Here is a 22,225-nt window from a genome sequence, read left to right as displayed (position 1 = left end):
GCCTTACCAACTGCCGCTCGCCCCGCCGCCCGAAGACGAACCGCCGCCGAAGGACGACCGGCTGGAGCCCGAGCCACTGGAGGAACTGACCTTCGGGATCGTCCGGATCTCGCTGTCGTGGTAGCCGCAATTGCTGCAATCGTAGTCCAGCCGCTTTCGCCCCGTGCTCGACTTGGTCGCCGCCTGCAAGACTTCGGCGGTCGTGCTCAGCGTGCGATAGCTGCATTGCGGACAGGCGCTGTAGCCCGAGAACCAGGCCTGGTGGCGCGTGATCAGCATGTGGGCGCAGGACGGGCAGTGCCAGACGTCATAGTCGACCGACCGCAGGTATTCCTCCAGCCGCTGGCCGCCGTCCAGATGCTCGTCATCCGCCTCTTCCCCCGCCCGCAGCATGACCGTTCCGCAACGGTCGCAGGCCCGTGGGCGGTTGCGCAGGTGGCGCCGCACCGCGAAGACGATGGCTCCCACGGGCGCCGCCAGAAGCCCCCATGCAAAGGCGCCAAGCGCTTCGATCCAGTGCCAGATGCGATAGAAGCCGCGCCGCAGCGTGTTGGTCGAGAACTCGTCGGGATAGTTGCCGGTCAGTTCGAAAATCGTTTCGTCGACGCCCGTCAGGATGCCCGCCTGATAATCCTCGTTGCGGAAATCGGGCAAGAAGCCCTCGTCGATCACCCGCTGCATCCGGTCGTTCCACAGCACGGAATAGCCCGCACCGATCTCGATCCGCATCCGGCGGTCGCCCTCCGAGACCAGCACAAGGACGCCGTCGTTGGACGACGCGTTGCCAATGCCCCAGTCGTTGAACAGCGCCGTCGCAAAGCTCTCGAGCGATCCCGTGTAGCCATAGGTGGCAAGGCTCTGGATCGTCAGCACCGTCATCTCGATCCCGGTCTGGTCGTATAGGACGATCAGGTCGTCGCGGATCGAGGTCTCGGCCGCCGGGTCCAGCAGGTCGGCATAGTCGTTGACGTAGACATCGCCATATCCCGGAATGCCGGTCGCCGAGCCACCGCCTGCCCCGCGCGAGGCGTCGGGGGTGAAGGTCACCTGCTCGCTGGGGCGCTCTGCCGCGACTTCGGCGGGACGGGTGAGCGTGCCGACCAGAAATCCTGCCCCCAGCCCGATCACGACCACCGCGAATGCGATCGCCAGCGCGAAGTTCAAGTCATGTTTCGTCATCCGCCCCTCCGGTCGGCGCCTGCCTGCTTCGGCGCGACCCTAGGAGGCGATACCGGACCCGCCAATGGCGGAATTCCGGCCCCTTCGTGAAAACGGTTCAGCCCTTCCGCGCGGCCTCGATCGCGGCGACGTCGATCTTCTGCATGGTCATCATCGCGTCGAAAGCCCGTTTGGCCACTTCGCCGCCCTCGGCCATGGCTTCGGTCAGTACGCGCGGTGTGATCTGCCAGTTCAGGCCCCAGCGATCCTTGCACCAGCCGCAGGCGCTTTCCTGTCCGCCATTCCCGACGATGGCGTTCCAGTAGCGGTCGGTTTCTTCCTGATCGTCGGTCGCCACCTGAAACGAGAAGGCCTCGGAATGGGTGAAAACGGGTCCACCGTTCAGGCCGAGACAAGGGATGCCCAGCACGGTGAACTCGACCGTCAGCACATCCCCCGCCTTGCCGGACGGATAGTCGCCGGGCGCCTTGTGCACCGCCTTGACCTCGCTGTCCGGGAAGGTCGCTGCATAGAACCGCGCCGCGTCTTCCGCTTCGCGGTCGTACCATAGACAGATCGTGTTCTTGGGAACCGGCATCTCGAATCCTCCTCCGCCGTCGGGTCTTCGGCGCAAGCTGACACGGCTTTATGTTGGTATCAACTATATCTGTCAGAAGCGCCGTGCGAGGCGGCGATAGACCGCCGGCGCCCTAAAGACCGCGCCGGCGGCGTGACATCAGGAGTTCCCGATAGAGGCCTGACTTAGAACGGGTTCGGATGCATGCGGTTCGCTTCGTCGATTTGCTCCAGGACCTCGTCCGACAAGGTCAGTTCCGCGCCCTGAAGCGCGGTTTCGACATGGGCGACCGAGGACGCGCCGAAGATCGGCGACGCGACCGAGTGCCGGGTCAGCGTCCACGCCAGCGCCATCGCCGACGGGTCCATCCCGTGCCGCTTGGCGATGGCAAGATAGGCCTCGATTGCCGGCCAGACCTTCGGATTGATCCGCCCGTTCAGGGTACTTTCCTGCGCGCGGCGGGTCTTCTCGGGTGTCAGGTCAGGGCCGTACTTGCCCGAGACCAGGCCCATGCCCAGCGGCGAGAACGGGATTTGCGGGACCTCCTCGGCCATGCAGGCCTCTGCCAGATCCATGTCGGCGATGCGGTGCAGGATCGAGTATTCGTTCTGGATCGTCAGCGGACGCGGCAGACCGTTCTCTTCGGCCACGCGGACCCAGGTGGTCAGGCCCCATGCGGTCTCGTTCGACAGGCCCCAATGCCGGATCTTGCCGGCTTCGATCAGCTTCTGCATGCCCTGCATCAGGTCGATCATATGCGCCTCGATGGCGGCGCGGTCGATCGGGCCGGGGTTATAGGACCACTGGGCGCGCATGTGGTACTGCGGGCGCAGCGGGAAGTGCGTCTGGTACAGGTCGATCACATCGGTCTGCAGCCGCTTCAGCGAGCCGTCGACGGTGCGCTGCACGATCTCGCCGGAATAGCCCTCGCCGTCACGCACGGCACCCTGGTTCGGAGCCGCCACCTTGGTGGCCAGCACGATCTCGTTGCGGCGACCGGTCTTCGCAAGCCAGCTTCCCACGATCTCTTCGGTGCGGCCCACGGTCTCGGCCTTGACCGGGTAGGTCGGGTAAACCTCTGCCGTGTCGACGAAATTGATGCCGCCGGCGATGGCTGCGTCCATCTGGGCGTGGCCTTCGTCCTCTGTATTCCGGCTGCCCCATCCCATCGTGCCAAGGCACAGGCGCGAGACCTCAAGGTCGCTGCGGCCAAGCTTGATCCTGTCCATGTCGGTTCTCCTGTTCGCGTGTTGCGCGCAGGCTAGCCGCTGGTGCCGTGGTGGCAAGCGGGTTTCCCTGCGGATATGCCTTGAGAACAAAATAAGAACATGCATACTAAAACGATGACCGCACATCTCCTGTCCCGAAGCCCGTCGCGCGACCGTGACCGCCCCGCCCTGTCCTTTCTGGACGGGATGGCGCTGCCGCTTGCGCGGGCGCACGAGTTCTGCGGCGACGCCCGGCGCACGCTGGCGGCGCTGGTCGCGGCGCGGACCGAGGGGCCGGTGTTCTGGATCTCGCCCTCGTGGCTGCCCGAGCGGCTGAACCCCGAGGCGGCGGCGCATCTGTTCGACCCGGGCCGCGTTGTGTTTCTTGAGCCGCAGCGCGCCGAGGACCTGCTGTGGTGTCTTGAAGAGGTGCTGCGCGCGGGCGTGGTGCCGCTGGCGGTGGCCGACCTGCCCGGCCCTCCGGGGATGACGGCGGTGCGGCGGCTGCACCTTGCCGCCGAGACCGGCGCGGCAGAGGGGGAAGTGGCGCCGCTGGGCCTGATCCTGACCCCCGGTGACGGCGGCGCTCCGGGGATCGAGTCGCGCTGGCGGCTGCGGTCCGCCCACGGAATGCAGACGGACCCGGCGGGCAAGCCCCGGCAAGGCTGGCACCTGCACCGCCTGCGCGCCCGCACCGCCCCGGTGCAGGGATGGCAGATGACCACCGGGCCGCAGGGCTTCCGGACGGAACCGCTGGCCGCGGCAGCCTGAAGCACGCGAGCGCGGTCCGCGCCGAAGCCAAAACCGCCCTGCCCATGTCGCGAACGGGCAAGCGTGATCCGCCCCCCGATGCTTCGCAGGGCGCATGCGGACCCTGATCTCCTTTGCCGCCCTGCTGGCCTCTATCGCTTTGCTGCAACTCAGCTCCGGCGGCGTCGGACCGCTCGACGCGCTGTCGGGGCTGGTGCTGGGCTTCACCCCGGCGCAGATCGGTCTTCTGGGCTCGGCGCATTTCGTGGGCTTCTTCGTCGGCTGCTGGCAGGCCCCGCGCATCATGGGTGCCGTTGGCCACTCGCGCGCCTTCGCCGCCTTCACCGCAACGGGCGCCATCGGCCTTCTGGCGCATGTTTTGATCACAGACCCCTACGCGTGGGCGCTGATGCGGGTCGCGTCGGGCGTCAGCGTAGCGGGCTGCTACACGGTGGTGGAAAGCTGGCTGCAGGCCAAGGTCACCAACACCAGCCGAGGCCGGGTAATGGGCGGCTATCGCGGCGTCGACCTTGGCGCGGCGCTGGTGGCGCAGCTGATGATCGCCGTGCTCGAGCCCGCCAGCTACATCTCGTACAACGTGCTGGCCCTGATCTGCTGCGCCTCGCTGTTGCCGCTTGCGCTGACCCGCTCGCAAGAGCCCGTCATCGACGCCGCGCCGCGCCTGCGCCCCGGACTGGCATGGCGGATCTCGCCCCTGTCGGTGGCGGGGGTGATGGTGGCAGGTCTCACCGGCTCGGCCTTTCGGATGGTCGGCCCGTTGTATGGCCGCGAGATCGGGCTGGACGCCCGCGAGATCGCGTGGTTCCTCGGCGCCTATATCCTTGGGGGCGCCATCGCACAGTGGCCTGCGGGCTGGTTCGCCGACAACTTCGACCGCCGCAAGGTACTGATCACGCTGTCGCTTCTGGCCGCGGTCGCCGGGTGTGCCACCGTCGCGGCGCCAGCGGGCGGAACCGCCGTGGTGCTGATCGCCGCCATCGTTTTCGGCATCGTCACCTATCCGGTCTATTCCGTCGCAGCCGCCCACGCGCACGACTTCGCCGAACCGGACAAGCGCGTCGAGCTTTCCGCCGCGCTGTTGTTCTTCTACGCCCTCGGCGCCATCGCCTCGCCGCTGGTCGCCTCCAGTCTCGTGGGCGCATTCGGACCCGGCACACTGTTCGTACTCGTGTCGCTGGGCCACCTTGCGCTGGTGGTCTACGGCCTTTTGCGGATGCGCGTCCGCCCGGCCACCGAAACGCGCACCGCCTATGTCTACGCGCCCCGCACGTCGTTCCTGATCGGCCGGCTGATCGGCAGGCTCAGGGACCGCGGCGACAGGGATGGTCCGGGCGCCTGACACCCGACACGGGCCACCATGGGGCGGAAGGCCCCGCTGCGCCCCTCTGGCCCATCGCCCCCGAATAGGCTAAGGCGCGCGGGACTCGAAAAGGACGCGAACATGGCCCGGATTCTCATCACCTCCGCCATTCCCTACATCAACGGGATCAAGCACCTGGGCAACCTCGTCGGCTCTCAGTTGCCCGCCGACCTGTACGCCCGGTTCTGCCGCGCGCGTGGGGACGAGGTCATGTTCATCTGCGCCACGGACGAACACGGCACGCCCGCCGAGCTTGCCGCCGCGAAGGCAGGCAAGCCGGTGGCCGAGTACTGCGCCGAGATGCACGAGGTTCAAAAGGGCCTCAGCGAGGGGTTCCGGCTGTCGTTCGACAAGTTCGGGCGGTCGTCGAGCCCGCAGAACCATGCGCTGACGCAGTATTTCGCGGGCCGTCTCGCCGACAACGGCTACATCGAGGAAGTCACGGAAAAACAGGTCTATTCCAATGCCGACGGCCGCTTCCTGCCCGACCGCTACATCGAAGGCACCTGCCCCAACTGCGGCTACGACAAGGCGCGTGGCGACCAGTGCGAGAACTGCACCAAGCAGCTGGACCCGACCGACCTGATCGACCCGCGCAGCGCGATCTCGGGGTCGACGGACCTTGAAGTGCGCGAGACCAAGCACCTGTACCTGCGCCAGTCGGCGCTGAAGGACCGGCTGGACGCGTGGATCGACGAAAAGACCGACTGGCCGGTGCTGACCACGTCGATTGCCAAGAAATGGCTGCACGACGGCGACGGGCTGCAAGACCGTGGCATCACCCGCGACCTCGACTGGGGCGTGCCGGTGAAGAAAGGCGACGCGGACTGGCCGGGGATGGAAGGCAAGGTCTTCTACGTCTGGTTCGACGCGCCGATCGAATACATCGCCGCGACCAAGGAATGGTCCGACGAGAAGGGTCTGGACGACGGTGCGTGGCAGCGCTGGTGGCGCACCGACAAGGGTGCCGAAGACGTGCGCTATGTACAGTTCATGGGCAAGGATAACGTGCCCTTCCACACCCTGTCCTTCCCGGCCACGATCATCGGCTCGGGCGACCCGTGGAAGCTGGTCGACTATATCAAGTCGTTCAACTACCTGAACTACGACGGTGGCCAGTTCTCGACCTCGCAGGGACGTGGCGTGTTCATGGATCAGGCTCTGGACATCCTGCCCGCCGACTACTGGCGCTGGTGGCTGTTGAGCCACGCGCCCGAGAACTCGGACAGCGAGTTCACGTGGGAGAACTTCCAGGCCTCGGTGAACAAGGACCTTGCCGACGTGCTGGGCAATTTCGTCAGCCGCGTCACCAAGTTCTGCCGCTCGAAGTTCGGCGAAACCGTCCCCGAGGGCGGCGAGACCGGCCCGCGCGAAGCGGCGCTGATCGCGGACCTGTCGAAACGGCTCGACGCCTACCAGGCGCATATGGAGGCGATCGACGTCCGCAAAGCCTCGTCCGAGTTGCGCGCGATGTGGGCCGCCGGGAACGAGTACCTGCAGGAAGCCGCTCCGTGGTCGGTGTTCAAGGAAGACGAGGCCGCTGCGGCCGCGATCATCCGGCTGTCGCTGAACCTGATCCGGCTGTACGGCGTGCTGTCGGCGCCGTTCATCCCCGATGCGTCCGCCGAGATGCTGAAGGCGATGGGGGCGGAAGACGCGGCGTGGCCCAAGGACATCGCCGGCGCGCTGGCCGCCCTGCCCGCCGGGCAAGCCTTCACCGTGCCCGAGAACCTGTTCCGCAAGATCTCGGACGACGAACGCGAGGACTGGCAGTCGCGCTTCTCCGGCGTACGTACCTGACACCGGACCCGCGTCTGCCGTCGCGGCAGGCGCGGCGCCCCGGTGGAAAGCCGGAAGCCAAGGCACTAGATCAGGGCGGTCCGCCCAGTCAGGAGTGACCGATGGTTCCCTATTCCGTGCTCGATCTTTCGCCCGTGCCCGCAGGCAAAACCCCGGCGGACGCGTTGGCGAACACCGTCGACCTTGCCCAGCACGCCGAGCGCTGGGGCTTCAACCGCTACTGGCTGGCCGAGCACCACAACATGCCCGGCATCGCCTCTGCCGCGACCTCGTTGGTGATCGGTCACGTCGCGGCCCACACGACGACCATCCGCGTTGGCGCTGGCGGCATCATGCTGCCGAACCACGCGCCGCTGGTGATCGCCGAGCAGTTCGGCACGCTGGCGACGCTGTACCCCGGCCGCATCGACCTTGGCCTTGGGCGCGCACCCGGGACCGACATGGGCACGGCCCGCGCCCTGCGCCGGGGCATGGGCAACAACGACGACTTCCCGAACGACGTGGTCGAACTGATGGCCTACCTTGGCCCCGAGCGCCCCGATGCCCGCGTGCGCGCGGTGCCGGGAACCGGGACCGAGGTGCCCGTCTGGATGCTTGGCTCCAGCCTCTATGGCGCGCAACTGGCCGCGCATCTTGGCCTGCCCTACGCCTTCGCCTCGCACTTCGCGCCCGGCTACCTTGAGACTGCGCTGGAAACCTATCGCGCCACCTATCGCCCGTCCGAAACGTGGCCCGAGCCGCATTTCATGTTGGCGATCAACGTCTTCGCCGCTGACACCGACGCCGAGGCGCACCGGCTTCGGACTTCGATGCAGCAGACGTTCCTGAACCTTCGCCGTGGCCGCCCCGGCCCGCTGGCCGCGCCCGTCGACACGCTGGACGCCACGCCGGACGAACTGGCGGGCGTGAACGAGGCGTTGCGGATCAGCGCGGTCGGCAGCAAGGACACCGTACGTGCGAAGCTGGAAGACCTGATCGGCACCTACCGGCCCGACGAGGTGATCCTGACCGGCCAGATCCACGATCACGCCGCGCGGGTGAAATCCTTCGGCATCGCGGCGGAGATCCTCGGCTAAGAGCGCCCGTGCGCGTTTACGCGGTATCAACCCGAAGCGTTTAGGCCCCCTTCACCCGGTTCCGGCACGGCCATTCCGGCCGCCGCCCACCGGGGTGGAGGGTTCCTATGCGCCGTATTCTGTTGGTCTGCCTGTTCGCCACCGTCCTCGCGCCGCTTGGCACGCAGGCGCAAGAGGCGACCCCGAACCACGTTTTCCAGCGGACGGAAGAGGTGTTGCTGCATCTCGACCTGCTGAATGCGGCCAATTTCTCCGAAACGGCCGAGATCGAGGTGCCAGACGACCCGACGCGGCCGCGCCATGTCCTGCAAACGGCGCGCGATGTCTGGCGAAAGCTGCAACTGCTTCGCTACATGAACGGCCTGCCAACCGCATCGCTTGATCCCGTCCCATCCCGGGAAGTCACACCATCCGACGTGAAAGAGGTCATGGACCGCATCCTGTCCGGAGTGGTCGACCTGCGCGGCGCCTACGGGGTCGAGGACGAGGTTGCGACGCCCGCCCTGCCCGAGGGCAAGACGCCCACCGACGTGAATGCCAACCTCTTGCGCATCGGTGCGCAGCTTGATGCGCTGGGGGTGCCCGCAACGGTGCCGAACGACGTCTTCCAGCTTGCATCGACCGTTCTCATGGCGCTTGAGGACATCGCGCGTCACACCGGGACCGAGTTCAACACCGGCTCGCTATGGCCCGAGACGGGGCGCACACCGGCGAATGTCTACCAGGCGGTTCACCAGTTGATCGCCGATCTCAAGACACTGTCCGAGGCGGACCCACGCTTTGCCGTGGACGGCATCGTCGACCCCGGCCAACTGTCGGGCGACATCACGCCCGCGGACGTGATGAAGATCCTGTCGCGTGCCATGGCGGACGTGCAGGCGATCCGCGCGGCGGCGGGCGTCGAAGAACCCGCGGCAAGCGCGCCCTACCTCGGCGGCAAGACCCCATCGGACGTGTATTTCGCGGTGAAGCAGGCCCGCGCGGTCGTCGCGGCCCTTTCGGGCAACGGCGGAAGCCTGTTCTGATCGGGCGGCGGGAGTCTCGGATATGACCATGGATATCACCCCTCAACCCGACTCGCGCACAACGGTCTGGGGCCTCGGCACCCGGATCATGGCCTGGGTCATCGGCCCGATCGTCTTTCTTGCTGTGCTGAACGCCGTCACCATCGACCTGTCCTCGCGCCGCGCCGACGCATCTTTTGAAAGGCAGGACGCCACGATGCGCACGTCGGAAACGGTGTCGCAAATCAGTTCGCAGATGACGGCAGCGCTGCTCGACATCAACTCCAGCCTCGCGACGCTCCTCGACCTGCGCGCGGCCAACCTTGCGGCCAAACGGTTCGATCCGGTGGCCGAGGTTGCGATCCGCGACCGGCTGCACGCCGCGATCCGCGCCTATTTCGGAGCGGTGATGCGGCTGTCTTCGGCTTTGGATCAGGCCGAGGTCTCTACCCCCGAACTCGACCGCGCGCTGAACTTCCTGACCCGCAAGGCCGGAGAGATGGAACGCATCATGTCGCTGTACGTCGTCTCGAACAGCCGAACCTTACGGCTGTCGCGGGATGGCAATTTCGACAGCGCGCTCAACAACTTCCGCTTCGAGGAACAGAACCGCATCGCCGCGATCCGGCACAGCCTGCAATCCGCCAGCCTGAAATTCACCGAAGTGACCGAAACGACCGGCGCGCTGCTTGGCGCGGCCAGCCGAGGTGCGGCGGCGGAAGACCGGGCCACCGAAGCGCGTGGACGGTTGATCGCCTTTGCCCTCTTGGCTGCCATCGCCCTCGCGGCCACCGGCGGCGCTGTCGTGTCGGTGCGCAGGTCCATCCTGCGCCCGCTGAAACGCCTGAACGGTCAGATGCTTGCGATAGCAGGCGGCGAACTCGATACCGCCCTGCCCGACACCACGCGCCGCGACGAGCTTGGCGCTATGGCCCGCTCGGTCGAAGTGTTCCGCGAGAACGCGATCGAGAAGTCGCGGCTGGAGGAAGAAGAGCGCCGCGCACAGGCAGCCGCCGAACAGGCCGAACGCGAACGGCAAGAAGCGGAAGATGCGCGGCGAGAACGCGAACGCCAGCGCGAAGAAGCCGAGGCCGAACGCGAGAGACAGGAACAGCAGGAACGTGAAGCCGCGCGCCGCATCGCGGAAGACGAACGTCAGGCGCGGCTTGCCGAACAGGGCCGCGTGGTTACCGAACTTGCCGACGCCCTGGGCCGCCTTGCCGCCGGCGACCTGTCACGCGGGATCGATCAGGAACTGGCCGAGGGCTACGACAAGCTGCGTGTCGACTTCAACGCCGCCGTCGCCCAGTTGACCGACACGATGGGCCACATCCTGTTGTCGACCGAGACGATCCGCAACGAGGTCGACCAGATCTCTGGCGCATCGGACTCGCTGGCGCAGCGCACCGAAAGCCAGGCCGCCTCGCTTCAGGAAACCTCTGCCGCGCTCGAGGTTCTGACCGCGGCGGTTCAGTCCGCCGTCACCAGCTCGGCCGAGGTGGACAGCTTTGTGCGAGAGGCGCGGGATACTGCGGAGAACAGCAAGGACGCCGTAACGCGCATGGTCGGCGCGATGGAGGGCATTAGCCGCTCGTCGCAGGAGACCGGACGCATCGTGAACCTGATCGACGATATCGCGTTCCAGACCAACCTTCTGGCGTTGAACGCCGGGGTCGAGGCGGCCCGCGCCGGAGAGGCCGGTCGCGGCTTTGCCGTGGTGGCGTCCGAGGTCCGGGCCCTCGCCCAGCGCGCCTCGGAGGCGGCGCAGGACATCAACGCTTTGATCGCCCGCAGCGACGAACAGGTTCGCGCTGGCACCGGTTTTGTCGACGAGGTGCAGACCGCGCTTGGCGGCATCGTCACCACTGTCGGCGCGGTCGCCGAACGGGTCTCGGGCATCACCGTCGAAATGAGCGGTCAGTCCGAGACGCTTGGCGGCATCAATTCCGCCGTCGCGCAACTGGATCAACTGACCCAGAAAAACGCCGCCATGTTCGAGGAAACGACGGCGGCAACCCGCCTTCTGGTCGCAGAATGCGAGACGCTGGGCCAAGCCGTCGGCCGCTTCAGCCTGCCACCGGACACAGAGGAAATGCGCGGCGCCGCCTGACCGGACCGGGGGCTTGGACGCGCCTCGGGACTTGCGTCGCCCACAACGCCGGCAGGGCCGAATTGCACTGAAAGATGCGCGGCCCTCGCGCCGCCTCCCGTCGACTTCGACTCGCAAACCGGCTATTGCCGCGACAAGTGACACCCCGCCGGCAAGGAAAACCAGATGGCCGAAGCTTATCCCACCTACGGCCGCATCGACGGCCCGATCGTCATCATCGGCTTCGGCTCCATCGGGAAGGGCACCCTGCCCCTGATCGAGCGCCATTTCGACTATGATGCGTCCAAGCTGACGGTCATCGAACCCGACCCGTCCAAGGCCGTCTTCCTACGCCAGCATCAGGTTCGCCACTTGCAGACAAAGCTGACGCCCGAGAATTACCGCACGGTGCTGAAAGACCTGTTTCCCGACGGTAAGGGCTTCTGCGTGAACCTTTCCGTCGACACGTCGTCGCTGGACATCATGAAGTTCATGCGCGAACTCGGCGTCCTTTACATCGATACGGTCGCGGAACCCTGGGAAGGTTACTATTTCGGTACGACCGACAACGCCGCCCGCACGAACTATGCGCTGCGGCAGGCCGTTAGGGACGAAAAGGCCCGCTCGCCGGGCGGCACCACCGCGGTCAGCTGCTGCGGTGCCAACCCCGGCATGGTCAGCTGGTTCGTCAAGGAAGCACTTCTTACCCTCGCCCGCGACCTCGGGCGCGAAACAAGCGTCCCCGATGACCGTGACGGCTGGGCCCGGCTGATGCAAAGCCTCGGCGTCAAGGGCGTCCACATCGCCGAGCGCGACACGCAGGCCCGGCGCGTCCCCCGCCCCCGCGGGATGTTCGTCAACACATGGTCGGTCGAAGGCTTCATCGCCGAAGGCTTCCAGCCCGCCGAGCTTGGCTGGGGCACGCACGAGACGTGGTTCCCCGAAAACGCGCACCGGCATGAAACCGGATGCCAGGCCGCGATCTGGCTGGAACGGCCCGGCGCGATCACCCGTGTCCACACATGGTGCCCGACCCCCGGCCCGCAGTTCGGTTTCATCGTCACCCACAACGAGGCGATCTCGATCTCGGATTACTACACCGTCGGCGAAGGCGCCGACCCGGTGTATCGCCCGACCTGCCACTATGCCTATCACCCCTGTGACGACGCGATCCTAAGCCTGCACGAGATGTTCGGATCGGGCCGCCAGCAGACCCGGCATCACATCCTGACCGAAGACGAGATCGTCGAGGGCATCGATGAACTGGGTGTCCTGCTGTACGGCCACGAGAAGAACGCGCTTTGGTACGGGTCGCGGCTTAGCAACGACGAGGCGCGCGACCTCGCGCCCTATCAGAACGCCACCGGGCTTCAGGTGACCTCGGCGGTTCTGGCCGGGATGGTCTGGGCGCTGGAAAACCCGAACGCCGGCATCGTGGAAACCGACGAGATGGACTTCGCCCGCTGCCTCGAGGTCCAGCGCCCCTACCTTGGGCCCGTCGAAGCGCATTATACGGACTGGACACCGCTTCAGGACCGCTGGGCGCAATTCCCGGAAGACATCGACGAAACGGACCCCTGGCAATTCCGCAACGTCCTCGCAAGCTAGCACCCCATGCTTTCGGCAGCGCCCCGGCGGCCGCCGAAAGCACGCCGTGCGCCTTTTTCAGACCCCGCCCAGTTTCGCCTTGTACTCCCTGCGTTTGCTTGGATATACGCGTCGGCGGAGACGTGGCCGAGTGGTCGAAGGCGCTCCCCTGCTAAGGGAGTAGGCGGGAAACCGTCTCGAGGGTTCGAATCCCTTCGTCTCCGCCACCCACACATGCCCATGCGTTCGTAGCCGGTACGACGCCTGCGCGGCACAAGAGCGCGTCCTCCCGAACGCGCCCCAATGTGGTGACCAACTCGCGGCGTCCCTGCGTCAGCCGTCGCCGGGAACCTGATAGAAATCCTCACATCCGCCGATGCGCAGGTTTCCATCTGGGCGGAGGACGTCGGGCCAGCTTGATGACGGCCATCCTCCGCCAACGCCATGCTGCGGGGTGGTTTCGACCGCGCCAAGGTGTCGCGTTCAGGCCGTGACGGCCGATTGCCCGGCACCGATCCGAGTGCTGGCCGATCCTCTAAAACCTCACGGTCACTCCCATGACCGGCCCTGATTGCGAGGCGTTGTAGACGACGCCGTCCTTGTCGTAATCCACGTCCATGTGCCGCCAGCCGACGCCGACAGAGACGCTGTCGGTGACCAGGTAATTCACACCGACCATGACCGACCACTGGAAGTCAGAACCGACGCCGAAGCCGCCGATATCCGCGGCGCCGAAGGCCACCCATCTTTCGCCAAGCCGGTAGTTCCCCGCGACCCCCACGATGGGGTCGGTCCAGCTGGCGTCGGCGTCCTGGGAATATGATCCGCCAATCGTTGTCACGGAATAGGTGTTGTTGAGGGACCAGTGCCGAAAGCCCGCATAGGCGTCGACGTAGTGCCGGTCAGATCGCCTGATCGTCGTGCCGAAGGCCAGGGCGAAGTTCGCTGTTTTGCTTTTGATCTCGTACCCTTGCAAGACCGGACCGCCCAGCGTTTCGGAAGAGGTGGTCTGCACCAGGGAGCCGTCGAAATAGAGGACCCACGGGTCATTTCGCGCGCTGCCTGTCAGGAAAAAGGCATAGTCCAGATCGTTGAGGACGTCGCCGAAGGACAAATCGACAGGCTGTGACGGATAGCCCGGAAGGGTCCCGACGTCGCCCTCGAGCCCGGACATCCAGCCATAAGGGCTGACGGTGAACTCCCACCCTCCCTGTGCCCACCCGGGCGCCGGAAGGATCTGACTGGCCGCGATCGTCAGAACGGCGGCCACGTATTTCCTAATCACGAGTAGCTACTCCTTTCGCTACAGCCGTTTTGGGTGCGCAAGACCCAGAGGCGGCCTTTCTTGGTGGGACATCACCCTCTTGGAAACACAAACTGCACCTGGAAACGGTATCGCCAGCCCTCCGGGCCGTTGGCCGGAGACTCGACCCAGTATCCCGCGCCCATTTGGAAACTGACCGGGCGCTGACCGATGACGGCGAGTTTGGAGACGGCGAAGTTCACCGGTACGGACCATTGATCGTTTGCCCAGTCGTAGGTGCTTTCGCTTTGCACCGAGAGGGTCCACGAGGTGTCGGTGGTGTAGCTCACGAACGGCTGAATGAAGGTGGCGTTGGTGGGCGTTTTCGGACCGCGTTCCAGATCCCAGATGTGGTTGGAAAGCGCGCCGAAGGTCCAGGGACCGGACTGCTTGAGCACAATTCCGGTGATCCCGGCAGCCCAGGTTTCGCTTGAGACGTCCGACCACGTCGGCACGCGGACCACCGGCCCGACGCCCCATGTCAGGCCGCCTTGTGTGGGCGGCGTGTACCACGCGTTCAATAGAACATCCCCAAACCCGCTTTGCGAGGTGTCCGGGATGACGTCAGTCTGCCAGACATATGGAACGACTGTCCGCGTGACGACGTTCGCTCCGTTATCGAGTGTGAAGGGTATCACCGGCTGAAGGTTCAGCGTGGTTCGGCTGCCTTCGTCGTCCGGCCCGATATTGCCATCGAAGTTCAACTGGTAAGGAACAGAGATCACCGCGGAAATCGGGTTGGCGAGCTGCTGCGCCAGATCGGATGTGTCTTGCGCATGCGAAGTTCCGGCGCCCGCGCAAGACAGCACGCCTAGTACCCAGATCCACCTTCCAGACATCTGCCGCCCTCCCCGAAGCCGCTCGTCAAATCGTCATGCCGACGGCTTTGGTTTCGGGAAGGTCCAGCTTCCGTCCAGGATTTCCTGCCGCGGCTCGTAAAGCCGGACGGTATAGTTCCAGCCGGCCGTGATCGGGATGCAATTGATCCGCCCGTCATCGCAGCCGCCGAAGTGGATCGTGTAGGACCCATCATCGTTCGGTGTAGCCGAGGTCTGGTTGTAGCTGTTCCGGCCAAGCGCGTTGGGCGCAAGATAGCCATCCACGTCGTAGACGGTGATCGACCAGAAGGCGTCCACCGGGACGTCGCGCAGCGTCACTTCGTAGGGGGTCTCGCCGTCATTCTTGTCGGCGGCGCCGAGAAATGCGCTGGCTGTCGTAGCCGGTTGCCCCGCCCATCCCGCCATCCCGATCAGATGGCCGAGCGGGTCCACTTCGTCGCGACGGCCAAAGGCGGTGCTGGCGTCAAGGCCGACGACAGCAGCGAGATCGCTGATCGCCTTCCGCGCGGCTTCAAGGTTTTCAAGGTCCCAGTCCGGTGCTTCGAAGGGGCCGCTTCCACCGCCTTCAAGGCGTATTCCGTCCTGCACGGCATGGGCGCGGGCGGCATCTTCGGGATCGCCCGCGTCGATGAAGGTGCGGAACAGGAGCATCGCGAAGCGTGTCCCGACCTCGTCCTCGGTCAGCTCATAGGCACCGGGTTCGGCATAGGCGAAGTTGTAGTGGTCCTGGCTGATCACCAGCACGGACTGGAACCGGCCGTCGCCCTCGGGCAGCGTAACCGTCACCGGTTCGGACAGGTCAATGATGGCCGCTGAATACAATGTGTCCTGATTGGGCCGGATGACCGGTTGCGGCTTGTCCGCGGAGGTTACTTCGCGCTCATGGGCGATTTCGCCGACACCGGTTCCGTTGGTCTTCATGGTGAGCCGGAACATCGTATCGCTCTCGGCGCGCATGAGGTTCTGGATCGTGATGTCCTCAGAAAGGACCGGCGCAGGTGCGCAAAGCGCAATGGCCAGAAAAATATACCGCATGGTCTTTGTCCTTTGTGTCAGTTCACCGGCTGGACTTCGGGAAAGGTCCACGATCCGTCGAGAACCTCGGGCGCCGCGCGATAAAGCCGCACGGTGTATTGCCATCCCTCGACGAGCGGCAGGCAATTCACGCGCCCGTCCTCGCAACCGCCCAAATGCACGGTCATGCTGCCGTCCTCGTTTCGCGTCCCGCTGACGGAATTGACGACGTAGGCGTCGAGTGCGTTCGGCGCGAAATAGCGGTTTGCATCATAGAGACTGACCGACCAGAAATCCTTGACCGGGACCTCGGCAGGCACCTCGATCTTGTATTCCCCGATCGGCAGGTTCGGCGAGATCCCGAGATAAAGCGCCTCGTCCTCGGGCAGCCCGCCCCAGCCCCCGGCCGTGCCGATGAAATGGCGCACCGGATCAACATCTTCCTTCTTGCCGAACATATGGAAACTGTCCGGCAGATAGGCGCCGATACCGACAGTCGCCTTCACGAGACCCGCGAAGCTTTCCTCGTCATAGGGCGGTACTATGAAAGGCTCGGACGAAGCGGCGTCGATCGACATCTGGTCTTGGATCGCGTGCACGGCAGCCACGTCCGCGGGGTCGGTCGCATCCAGCAGAACGCGCAAGTAAACGGCGACGTAGGGCGTGTCGAACGTGTCCATGTCGAGCGTATAGGTGCCGCCGCCGTGGAACACCTTGTTGAGGTAGTGATCCTGGTTGATGACCATTGCCGACATGTAGCGGTCACCGACATCGGGAAGAGTGAAGGTGGCGCCCCGGCTGATATCGATGATCGCGGCGCTATAGAGCGTGTCCCGGTTCGCGCTGATGGTCGTCTGATTGTCGACGGGCATCATATCGCGGAAGTGGTAGAACTTGTTCACCCCTCCGGCGAGGGCAACGTATTTTCCGAACTCGATGTCTGTCGCCGCACGGATGAAGCTATCGACCGTAACCGGTAGAATTTTGGAATCCCCAGACAGGTTAGCCGAGTCAGATTTACTCTGAGCCACAGCACCTTCAAAAAGATTCATCGAAGACGCGGCAATTGTCATAAATGAAAAAAGCCAAATGTGACGTTTTCTCATGGATCCCCCTTTGAACTAAGCCACGAGAACTCAGACCCACAAACCGCTTAAAATCTCGATTCGGCTTCCACCGGGAAAACTATTAGCATTCCATTACCGGTCATTTTGCGACAAGTTCCGAGCATGCAACGACACATGGTTCATCTGTTTGAAACCGCCCACGCGGCAAAACTGCTCGAGCGTTACGCGCCGAAAAGGGTGATCGATCGCGCACTTTGCGCGGCTGGTCTCGATCGCCGGATTCTGTCGGGCCTGCCGGGGTTCATTCCCTATGCCGCCGAGGCAGTTATGGTCGAAACCGTCGCCCGTTCGATCGGTGACCGCCACCTTGGGGCGCGCCTTGGGCGCGACTTCGATTACGCCACCTACGGCGCCTTCGCGAGCTATGTTCTGGGCGCGCGGGATCTGGCGTCTGCGATGCATCGCGGGCGGCGTGCCCTTGTGGTGACCCATCCGGGATCCAGCATCGAGATGCGGCAGGAAGAGGGGCACCTTGTCGTCGGACGCAGCACGGCTGGCCTTTCCGTGGTGGGCCATCGACACCTCGACGAAGGCGCGCTTTTCGTAATCCTCAAGTCGGTCCGCCACTTCGCCGGCCCGGACTGGTGTCCGGATTGGGTGGAGGTCCCCGAAATGCGGTCAGGCGATGCCGAGACCCTGAGCGCCTTGATCGAGGCGCCTGTCCGAACGGGCGCGGCCATGCCGTCCATCGCGATAGGAATCGGCGATCTCGCGGCCAAGAACCCGGTCTGGGCCTCGACGCGGAACGGCGTGAAGCTTCAGGAACTGCCTGACCTCATGGGTGTAGAGACGTCCCAGACGATGGAGTCCTCTGTCCGTCAGATCCTGCGGGTGCATCGTCCAACGCTGGACGTATCCGAAGAGGCCGTGGCGAGATACCTCGCCATCAGCCGCCGCTCGCTGCAACGCGCATTGAAATCGGAGGGCACGACGTTCCGCGAAGTCCGCGCCCAAGCGATCGCGGAACGCGCCCGTGCGCTGCTGACCGGTTCGGACCTTGGCGTGACGATGATCGCCAAGACCTTGGGATATGACGAGCCAAAAAGCTTTCGGCGCGCGTTCAGAACGTGGACCGGCATGTCTCCGGCAGACTATCGCGCCTCGCAAAAGGATCCCTAGAAACAGATCGCCCGACCGGCACGTAGCCGTGCGCTATGCCAGAACCGCTTCAGTTTCCGACGGCACCATTCCGGTCAATTCCGCCGATACAACCTGCCAGCCGCGCCATTGCCTTATGCCGCGACCGTGCCCTTTTCCGATACCTCGGCCCGCAGCGACTTGGGATATCGGACGAACAGGATGGCCGGGCTTGGCAGGCCTTCGGCGGTGATCGTCTCGGCAAGCCGGGAAAGCGTCGTGGCCGCGTGGCGTTCGCGGTCGGTGCTGGCGCAGGACACGATATCGACCGGGCAGTCCGAGGGGGCGCCGCTTGCCAGAAGGTCTCGCTGGACCTCGGCTGCTTTCTCCACCGCCATGTAGAACGCCATCGACGTGCCGGGCTGCGCGATATGCGCGCGGGTGGGCGTCGCGTCTCCGGGGCGGCAAGTGCCGGTGGTGATGACGAAAGTGTCGGTCTCTCCCCGCTCGGTCAGCGGGCGGGTCAGGCTTGCGGCGGCAGCCGAGGCGGCGGTGATGCCGGGGACGATCTCGACCTCGATACCGGCGGCGAGGGCTGCGGCGATCTCTTCCCCGGCGCGGCCGAACACCGACGGATCGCCCGACTTCAGGCGGACCACGCGGCGGCCCTTCGCGGCCTCTGCCACGATAAGCCGGTCGATGCGGTCCTGCGGCCAAGCACAAGCGCCGACGTCCTTGCCGACGAACACCCGGTCGGCGTCGCGGCGGGCGAGTTCCAGCACCTCTGGATCGACAAGCCGGTCGTAGAAGATCACGTCCGCCGACTGCAGCCGCTGCACCGCGCGAAGCGTCAGCAGGTCGCGGGCTCCGGGGCCCGCCCCCACCAGCGCGATGTGGCCCTGCCGGTCCGGGGCCTTGCCCAGGGCGATGGCGTCCTTCAGCAGTCGCGCGGCGTCCCGTTCGCGACCGGCAAGGTGCGCGCGGAACGCTTCGCCTGAAAAGGCCCATTCCCAGAACCCGCGCCGTGCCGATGGCGCAAATCGTTCGGCCACCGCGTCGCGCAGCCGTCCGGCCAACGCTACGAAGGACCCAAGCCGGGGCGCCAGCATCGTTTCGACCTCGGTCTTGATCGCCCGCCCCAGCACTGGCGCCGCGCCTTCCGTGCCGATGGCGACCACGACAGGATCACGGTCGACGATCGAGGGGGTGAAGGCGTCGCACAGTTCCGGCCGGTCGATCACGTTCACGACCGCGCCCGCCGCCCGTGCATGCGATGCAAGCTGGCGGTCCTGTTCCTCGTCTCCGGTCGCGATGAACACCAGAACCGCGTTCGCGAAGGTGTCCGGCCCTGCCTCGTGCGCCTGCCGGGCGCGGCCGGACGCGACGACGCCTTCCAATTCAGGATCAAGGCCATCGGCCACGATCACGATTTCCGCGTCGGTTTTCAGGATCAGCCGGCATTTCCGCGCCGCTTCTTCCCCGCCGCCACAGATCACCACGCGCCGCCCCGTCATCCGGAGAAACATCGGGAAGTTCTTCATCACTTGCCCCTTTCAAACGCCAAAAGGCCGCCGACACGCCCATGGCCAGTTGCCATGCGTGGTCGAGCAGCCTTGCTCAAGAAGCCCAATCTTCGGGAAACAGGCAGCGCCGTTGCCACCTGCGTTCGTGCTAGATCACGCGGTGGCCTGTCCGCAAGCGCGATGCGGCCCTGCGCGCGGGTGCGGGGCGCGAAACCATGGTCAGCGCCCGAAAAATGCTCAAGAGTTCAGCAGATGCGCGGCAGTTGCTCGCCCACAAGCATGTCCACGATCCGGGTTCCGCCGAATGCGGTGCGAGTCAGCACCGGGATGCGGCCCGCCTCCACAGCGCGACCGATGACCGTCGACCCCTCGCCTTCCGGCAGGCGCCGCATAACCGCAAGCGCCGCCTCGGCCTGCGCTTCGGGCACGAACAGAACCAGCCGCCCCTCGTTGGCAAGGTACAGCGGGTCAAGACCGAGTATCTCGCACATGCCGCGCACTTCGGCTCGCACCGGCACGTCCTCGTCGCGCAGTTCGACCGTCACGCCCGCCTCCGCCGCCATCTCGTTCAGCGCCGAGGCGATACCGCCCCGCGTCGCGTCCCGGGCGGCCCGAACGTCGGGTGCGGCCTCCAGCACCGCCTCCATCAGATGGCCCAGCGCCGCACAGTCGCTCTGCACCGGTGTCGACAGCGCCAGATCGCCCCGCGCGGCGAGGATTGCTGCGCCGTGGTCGCCCAGTACGCCGTTGACGATGGCCACGTCGCCGGGGCGGATCTTTGCCGCACCGATGTCCCGGCCCGGGGGGATCACTCCGACGCCCGAGGTCGTCACGAACACCGTGTCGCAACTGCCCTTCTCGACAACCTTGGTGTCACCGGTCACGATCGCCACCCCCGCCGCCTCGGCCTCGCGCGCCATCGAGGCGACGATACGGCGCAGAAGGTCGAACTCGCAGCCTTCCTCGATGATGAACGAGGCCGACAGCCACAAGGGCCGCGCGCCGCCGACCGCAAGGTCGTTCACCGTGCCGCAGACCGCGATCTTGCCGATGTCGCCGCCCGGAAACTCCACCGGGGTCACGACATAGCCGTCGGTTGTGAACGCCAGTTGCGCGCCGGGTTCCTGCAGCGCGGCAGACGTCAGCCGCGCCTGATCCTCGTTGCCCGGAGGCTGGAACACGCCGGTGAAGATCTCTTCGATCAGGTCGCGCATCGCACGGCCGCCGCCGCCATGGGCCAGCGTCACGCGGTCACCGCGCAGGCGGGAAATGCTCCGGTCCATCTTCATACTGCCTCCTCCACGGCGCGAGCGCCGCCATAGGTCCAGTAGGCCGCGCAGGCCCCTTCCGAGGACACCATCAACGCGCCCAGCGGCGTGTCGGGGGTGCAGCCCCGCCCGAACTGCGGGCAGCCGGTGGGCTTGAGCCGCCCGGTCATCACCGCACCGCAGGCGCATCCCTCGGGCTCTGCCACCACGCGGGGACCGGCGGCATAGCCGATGCCAAATTTCTCTTCGGCGTCGAATGCCTTGTAGGCATCGCGGATGCGCAGCCCGCTGGCGTCGATCTCGCCCAGCCCGCGCCACTCGAAACTCGGGCGCGGTTCGTAGACATCGGCGATGGCGGCAAGACTTGCCGGGTTGCCATGCTCGGGCACCACGCGGGCATACTGGTTCTCGACCTCGGCGCGACCGTCGCGGATCTGTTCCAGCACCATCAGAACCGATTGCAGCAGGTCCAGCGGCTCGAACCCGGCGACGACGATGGGCTTGCCGTAGTCGTCGGCGATGAAGTCGTAAGGGTGCACGCCGATCACCATCGACACGTGCCCCGGACCGACGAAACCATCAAGCACCATATGCGGGTCGTCCAGCAGCGCCTTGATCGGCGGCGGCACGGTGATGTGGTTACAGAAGACACTGAAGTTCTCCAGCCCCTCGCGCGCCGCCTGCTGGATCGACAGCGCGGTGGATGGCGTCGTCGTCTCGAAGCCCAGCCCGAAGAACACGACCTCTCGGCCAGGATTGCGCCGCGCCAGTTCGACGGCGTCGAGCGGCGAATAGACCATGCGGATGTCGGCGCCGTCAGCCTTGGCCTGCATCAGCGACTTCACTGTTCCCGGCACGCGCATGGCGTCGCCGAAGGTGCAGAAGATGACGCCGGGCCGCTCGGCGATTTCGACGCATTCGTCGACCCGCGCCATCGGCAGGACGCAGACCGGGCAGCCGGGGCCGTGGATGAACTCGATGCCCTCCGGCGTCAGCTTGTCGAGGCCATAGCGGAAAATCGCGTGGGTGTGGCCGCCGCAGATTTCCATGATGTGTACCGGTTTCTCGGCGGTGGCGCCGATTTCTCCGGTCACCCTCGCGATCGCCGCCAGCACGCCGCGCGCGGCCTTCGGGTCGCGGAACTCTTCGACGTATCTCATTGCTCCTCCAGCGCTTTCGCGCCCTCCGCCATCTGTTCAAGCGTCTCCTGCGCCTCTCCCAGTCCGCGCAGCGCCTCAAGCGTCTCGGCCGCCTCGTGCTCGTCGATCACCGCCATCGCGAAGCCCACGTGGATCAGCACCCACGCGCCCACAAGTTCCGACAGGTCAGCCCCCGCCACGCAGGTCACGTTCACCTCGCGCCGGACGCCGGACACGTCGGCCATCGCCATCTGGCGGGCCTCGTCCGTGATCTCGACGATCTGTCCCGGTATTCCCAGACACAT

19 protein-coding genes and 1 tRNA gene are annotated in these 22,225 nt (G+C 65.7%); 9 read left to right on the top strand and 11 right to left on the bottom strand.

Going from position 1 to position 22,225, the window contains the following annotated elements; genetic code table 11:
- Positions 1-3: 3 nt before the first annotated feature.
- The 3 genes from ACP156_RS16445 to ACP156_RS16435 all read right to left on the bottom strand — a co-directional run bounded on the left by ACP156_RS16445 (position 4) and on the right by ACP156_RS16435 (position 2,964).
- Positions 4-1,179, bottom strand: a complete 1,176-nt coding sequence (locus ACP156_RS16445; protein WP_425052443.1) for a TPM domain-containing protein — start codon at positions 1,177-1,179, stop codon at positions 4-6.
- A gap of 97 nt (positions 1,180-1,276) precedes the next feature.
- Entirely contained in the window at positions 1,277-1,756 is a 480-nt protein-coding gene (locus ACP156_RS16440; protein ID WP_425052442.1) for a VOC family protein, read from the bottom strand.
- Between the two features lie 164 nt (positions 1,757-1,920).
- Complete coding sequence (locus ACP156_RS16435; RefSeq protein ID WP_425052441.1) at positions 1,921-2,964, bottom strand: aldo/keto reductase; 1,044 nt, start codon at positions 2,962-2,964, stop codon at positions 1,921-1,923.
- Between the two features lie 114 nt (positions 2,965-3,078).
- On the opposite strand from ACP156_RS16435, the gene ACP156_RS16430 reads away from it, so the two are divergent.
- The 8 genes from ACP156_RS16430 (at position 3,079) to ACP156_RS16395 (ending at position 12,857) form a co-directional block, all read left to right on the top strand.
- Complete coding sequence (locus ACP156_RS16430) at positions 3,079-3,714, top strand: ImuA family protein (RefSeq protein ID WP_425052440.1); 636 nt, start codon at positions 3,079-3,081, stop codon at positions 3,712-3,714.
- A 94-nt stretch (positions 3,715-3,808) separates the two neighbouring features.
- Complete coding sequence (locus ACP156_RS16425) at positions 3,809-5,053, top strand: MFS transporter (protein WP_425052439.1); 1,245 nt, start codon at positions 3,809-3,811, stop codon at positions 5,051-5,053.
- A gap of 102 nt (positions 5,054-5,155) precedes the next feature.
- Positions 5,156-6,874 carry a methionine--tRNA ligase gene (gene metG, locus ACP156_RS16420; RefSeq protein WP_425052438.1) on the top strand — a complete coding sequence of 573 codons (1,719 nt, stop codon included), beginning with the start codon at positions 5,156-5,158 and terminating at the stop codon, positions 6,872-6,874.
- Positions 6,875-6,975: 101 nt separating this feature from the next.
- A complete protein-coding gene (locus tag ACP156_RS16415) occupies positions 6,976-7,950 on the top strand; it encodes an LLM class flavin-dependent oxidoreductase (RefSeq protein WP_425052437.1) in 975 nt (324 codons plus the stop codon).
- A 107-nt stretch (positions 7,951-8,057) separates the two neighbouring features.
- Positions 8,058-8,975 (top strand): hypothetical protein, encoded by a 918-nt coding sequence (locus ACP156_RS16410; protein ID WP_425052436.1) that lies wholly within the window; start codon positions 8,058-8,060, stop codon positions 8,973-8,975.
- 22 nt (positions 8,976-8,997) lie between these two features.
- Positions 8,998-11,064, top strand: coding sequence for a methyl-accepting chemotaxis protein (locus ACP156_RS16405; protein ID WP_425052435.1), 2,067 nt, complete (start codon positions 8,998-9,000; stop codon positions 11,062-11,064).
- 165 nt (positions 11,065-11,229) lie between these two features.
- Positions 11,230-12,651, top strand: coding sequence for a homospermidine synthase (locus tag ACP156_RS16400; protein WP_425052434.1), 1,422 nt, complete (start codon positions 11,230-11,232; stop codon positions 12,649-12,651).
- Positions 12,652-12,767: 116 nt separating this feature from the next.
- Positions 12,768-12,857 (top strand) — tRNA-Ser (locus ACP156_RS16395).
- Between the two features lie 308 nt (positions 12,858-13,165).
- On the opposite strand, the gene ACP156_RS16390 is transcribed toward ACP156_RS16395, so the two are convergent.
- The 4 genes from ACP156_RS16390 to ACP156_RS16375 form a co-directional block, all read right to left on the bottom strand.
- Positions 13,166-13,900, bottom strand: coding sequence for a hypothetical protein (locus tag ACP156_RS16390; RefSeq protein ID WP_425052433.1), 735 nt, complete (start codon positions 13,898-13,900; stop codon positions 13,166-13,168).
- 86 nt (positions 13,901-13,986) lie between these two features.
- Entirely contained in the window at positions 13,987-14,772 is a 786-nt protein-coding gene (locus ACP156_RS16385; protein ID WP_425052432.1) for a transporter, read from the bottom strand.
- Positions 14,773-14,805: 33 nt separating this feature from the next.
- Positions 14,806-15,807 (bottom strand): DUF1214 domain-containing protein, encoded by a 1,002-nt coding sequence (locus ACP156_RS16380; RefSeq protein ID WP_425052431.1) that lies wholly within the window; start codon positions 15,805-15,807, stop codon positions 14,806-14,808.
- Positions 15,808-15,824: 17 nt separating this feature from the next.
- Complete coding sequence (locus ACP156_RS16375) at positions 15,825-16,892, bottom strand: DUF1214 domain-containing protein (RefSeq protein WP_425052430.1); 1,068 nt, start codon at positions 16,890-16,892, stop codon at positions 15,825-15,827.
- 135 nt (positions 16,893-17,027) lie between these two features.
- On the opposite strand from ACP156_RS16375, the gene ACP156_RS16370 reads away from it, so the two are divergent.
- Complete coding sequence (locus ACP156_RS16370) at positions 17,028-18,032, top strand: helix-turn-helix domain-containing protein (RefSeq protein WP_425052429.1); 1,005 nt, start codon at positions 17,028-17,030, stop codon at positions 18,030-18,032.
- Between the two features lie 113 nt (positions 18,033-18,145).
- Here ACP156_RS16370 and cysG read toward each other — a convergent pair whose 3' ends face one another.
- The 4 genes from cysG to hypC all read right to left on the bottom strand — a co-directional run bounded on the left by cysG (position 18,146) and on the right by hypC (position 22,225).
- Positions 18,146-19,531 (bottom strand): siroheme synthase CysG, encoded by a 1,386-nt coding sequence (cysG, locus tag ACP156_RS16365; RefSeq protein ID WP_425052428.1) that lies wholly within the window; start codon positions 19,529-19,531, stop codon positions 18,146-18,148.
- Positions 19,532-19,758: 227 nt separating this feature from the next.
- On the bottom strand, positions 19,759-20,802 hold the full coding sequence (gene hypE / locus ACP156_RS16360) for a hydrogenase expression/formation protein HypE (protein WP_425052427.1): 1,044 nt from the start codon (positions 20,800-20,802) through the stop codon (positions 19,759-19,761).
- Entirely contained in the window at positions 20,799-21,941 is a 1,143-nt protein-coding gene (gene hypD / locus ACP156_RS16355; RefSeq protein ID WP_425052426.1) for a hydrogenase formation protein HypD, read from the bottom strand. Before hypD ends, hypE begins: the two co-directional genes overlap by 4 nt.
- Complete coding sequence (hypC, locus tag ACP156_RS16350; protein WP_425052425.1) at positions 21,938-22,225, bottom strand: HypC/HybG/HupF family hydrogenase formation chaperone; 288 nt, start codon at positions 22,223-22,225, stop codon at positions 21,938-21,940. The genes hypD and hypC overlap by 4 nt, the downstream gene beginning before the upstream one ends.

Origin of the sequence: Psychromarinibacter sp. S121, assembly GCF_049801035.1 — a bacterium.
GTDB lineage: Bacteria > Pseudomonadota > Alphaproteobacteria > Rhodobacterales > Rhodobacteraceae > Psychromarinibacter.
Note: the sequence above shows the minus strand (reverse complement) of the source record. Positions and strands in the feature narration are given on the sequence as shown.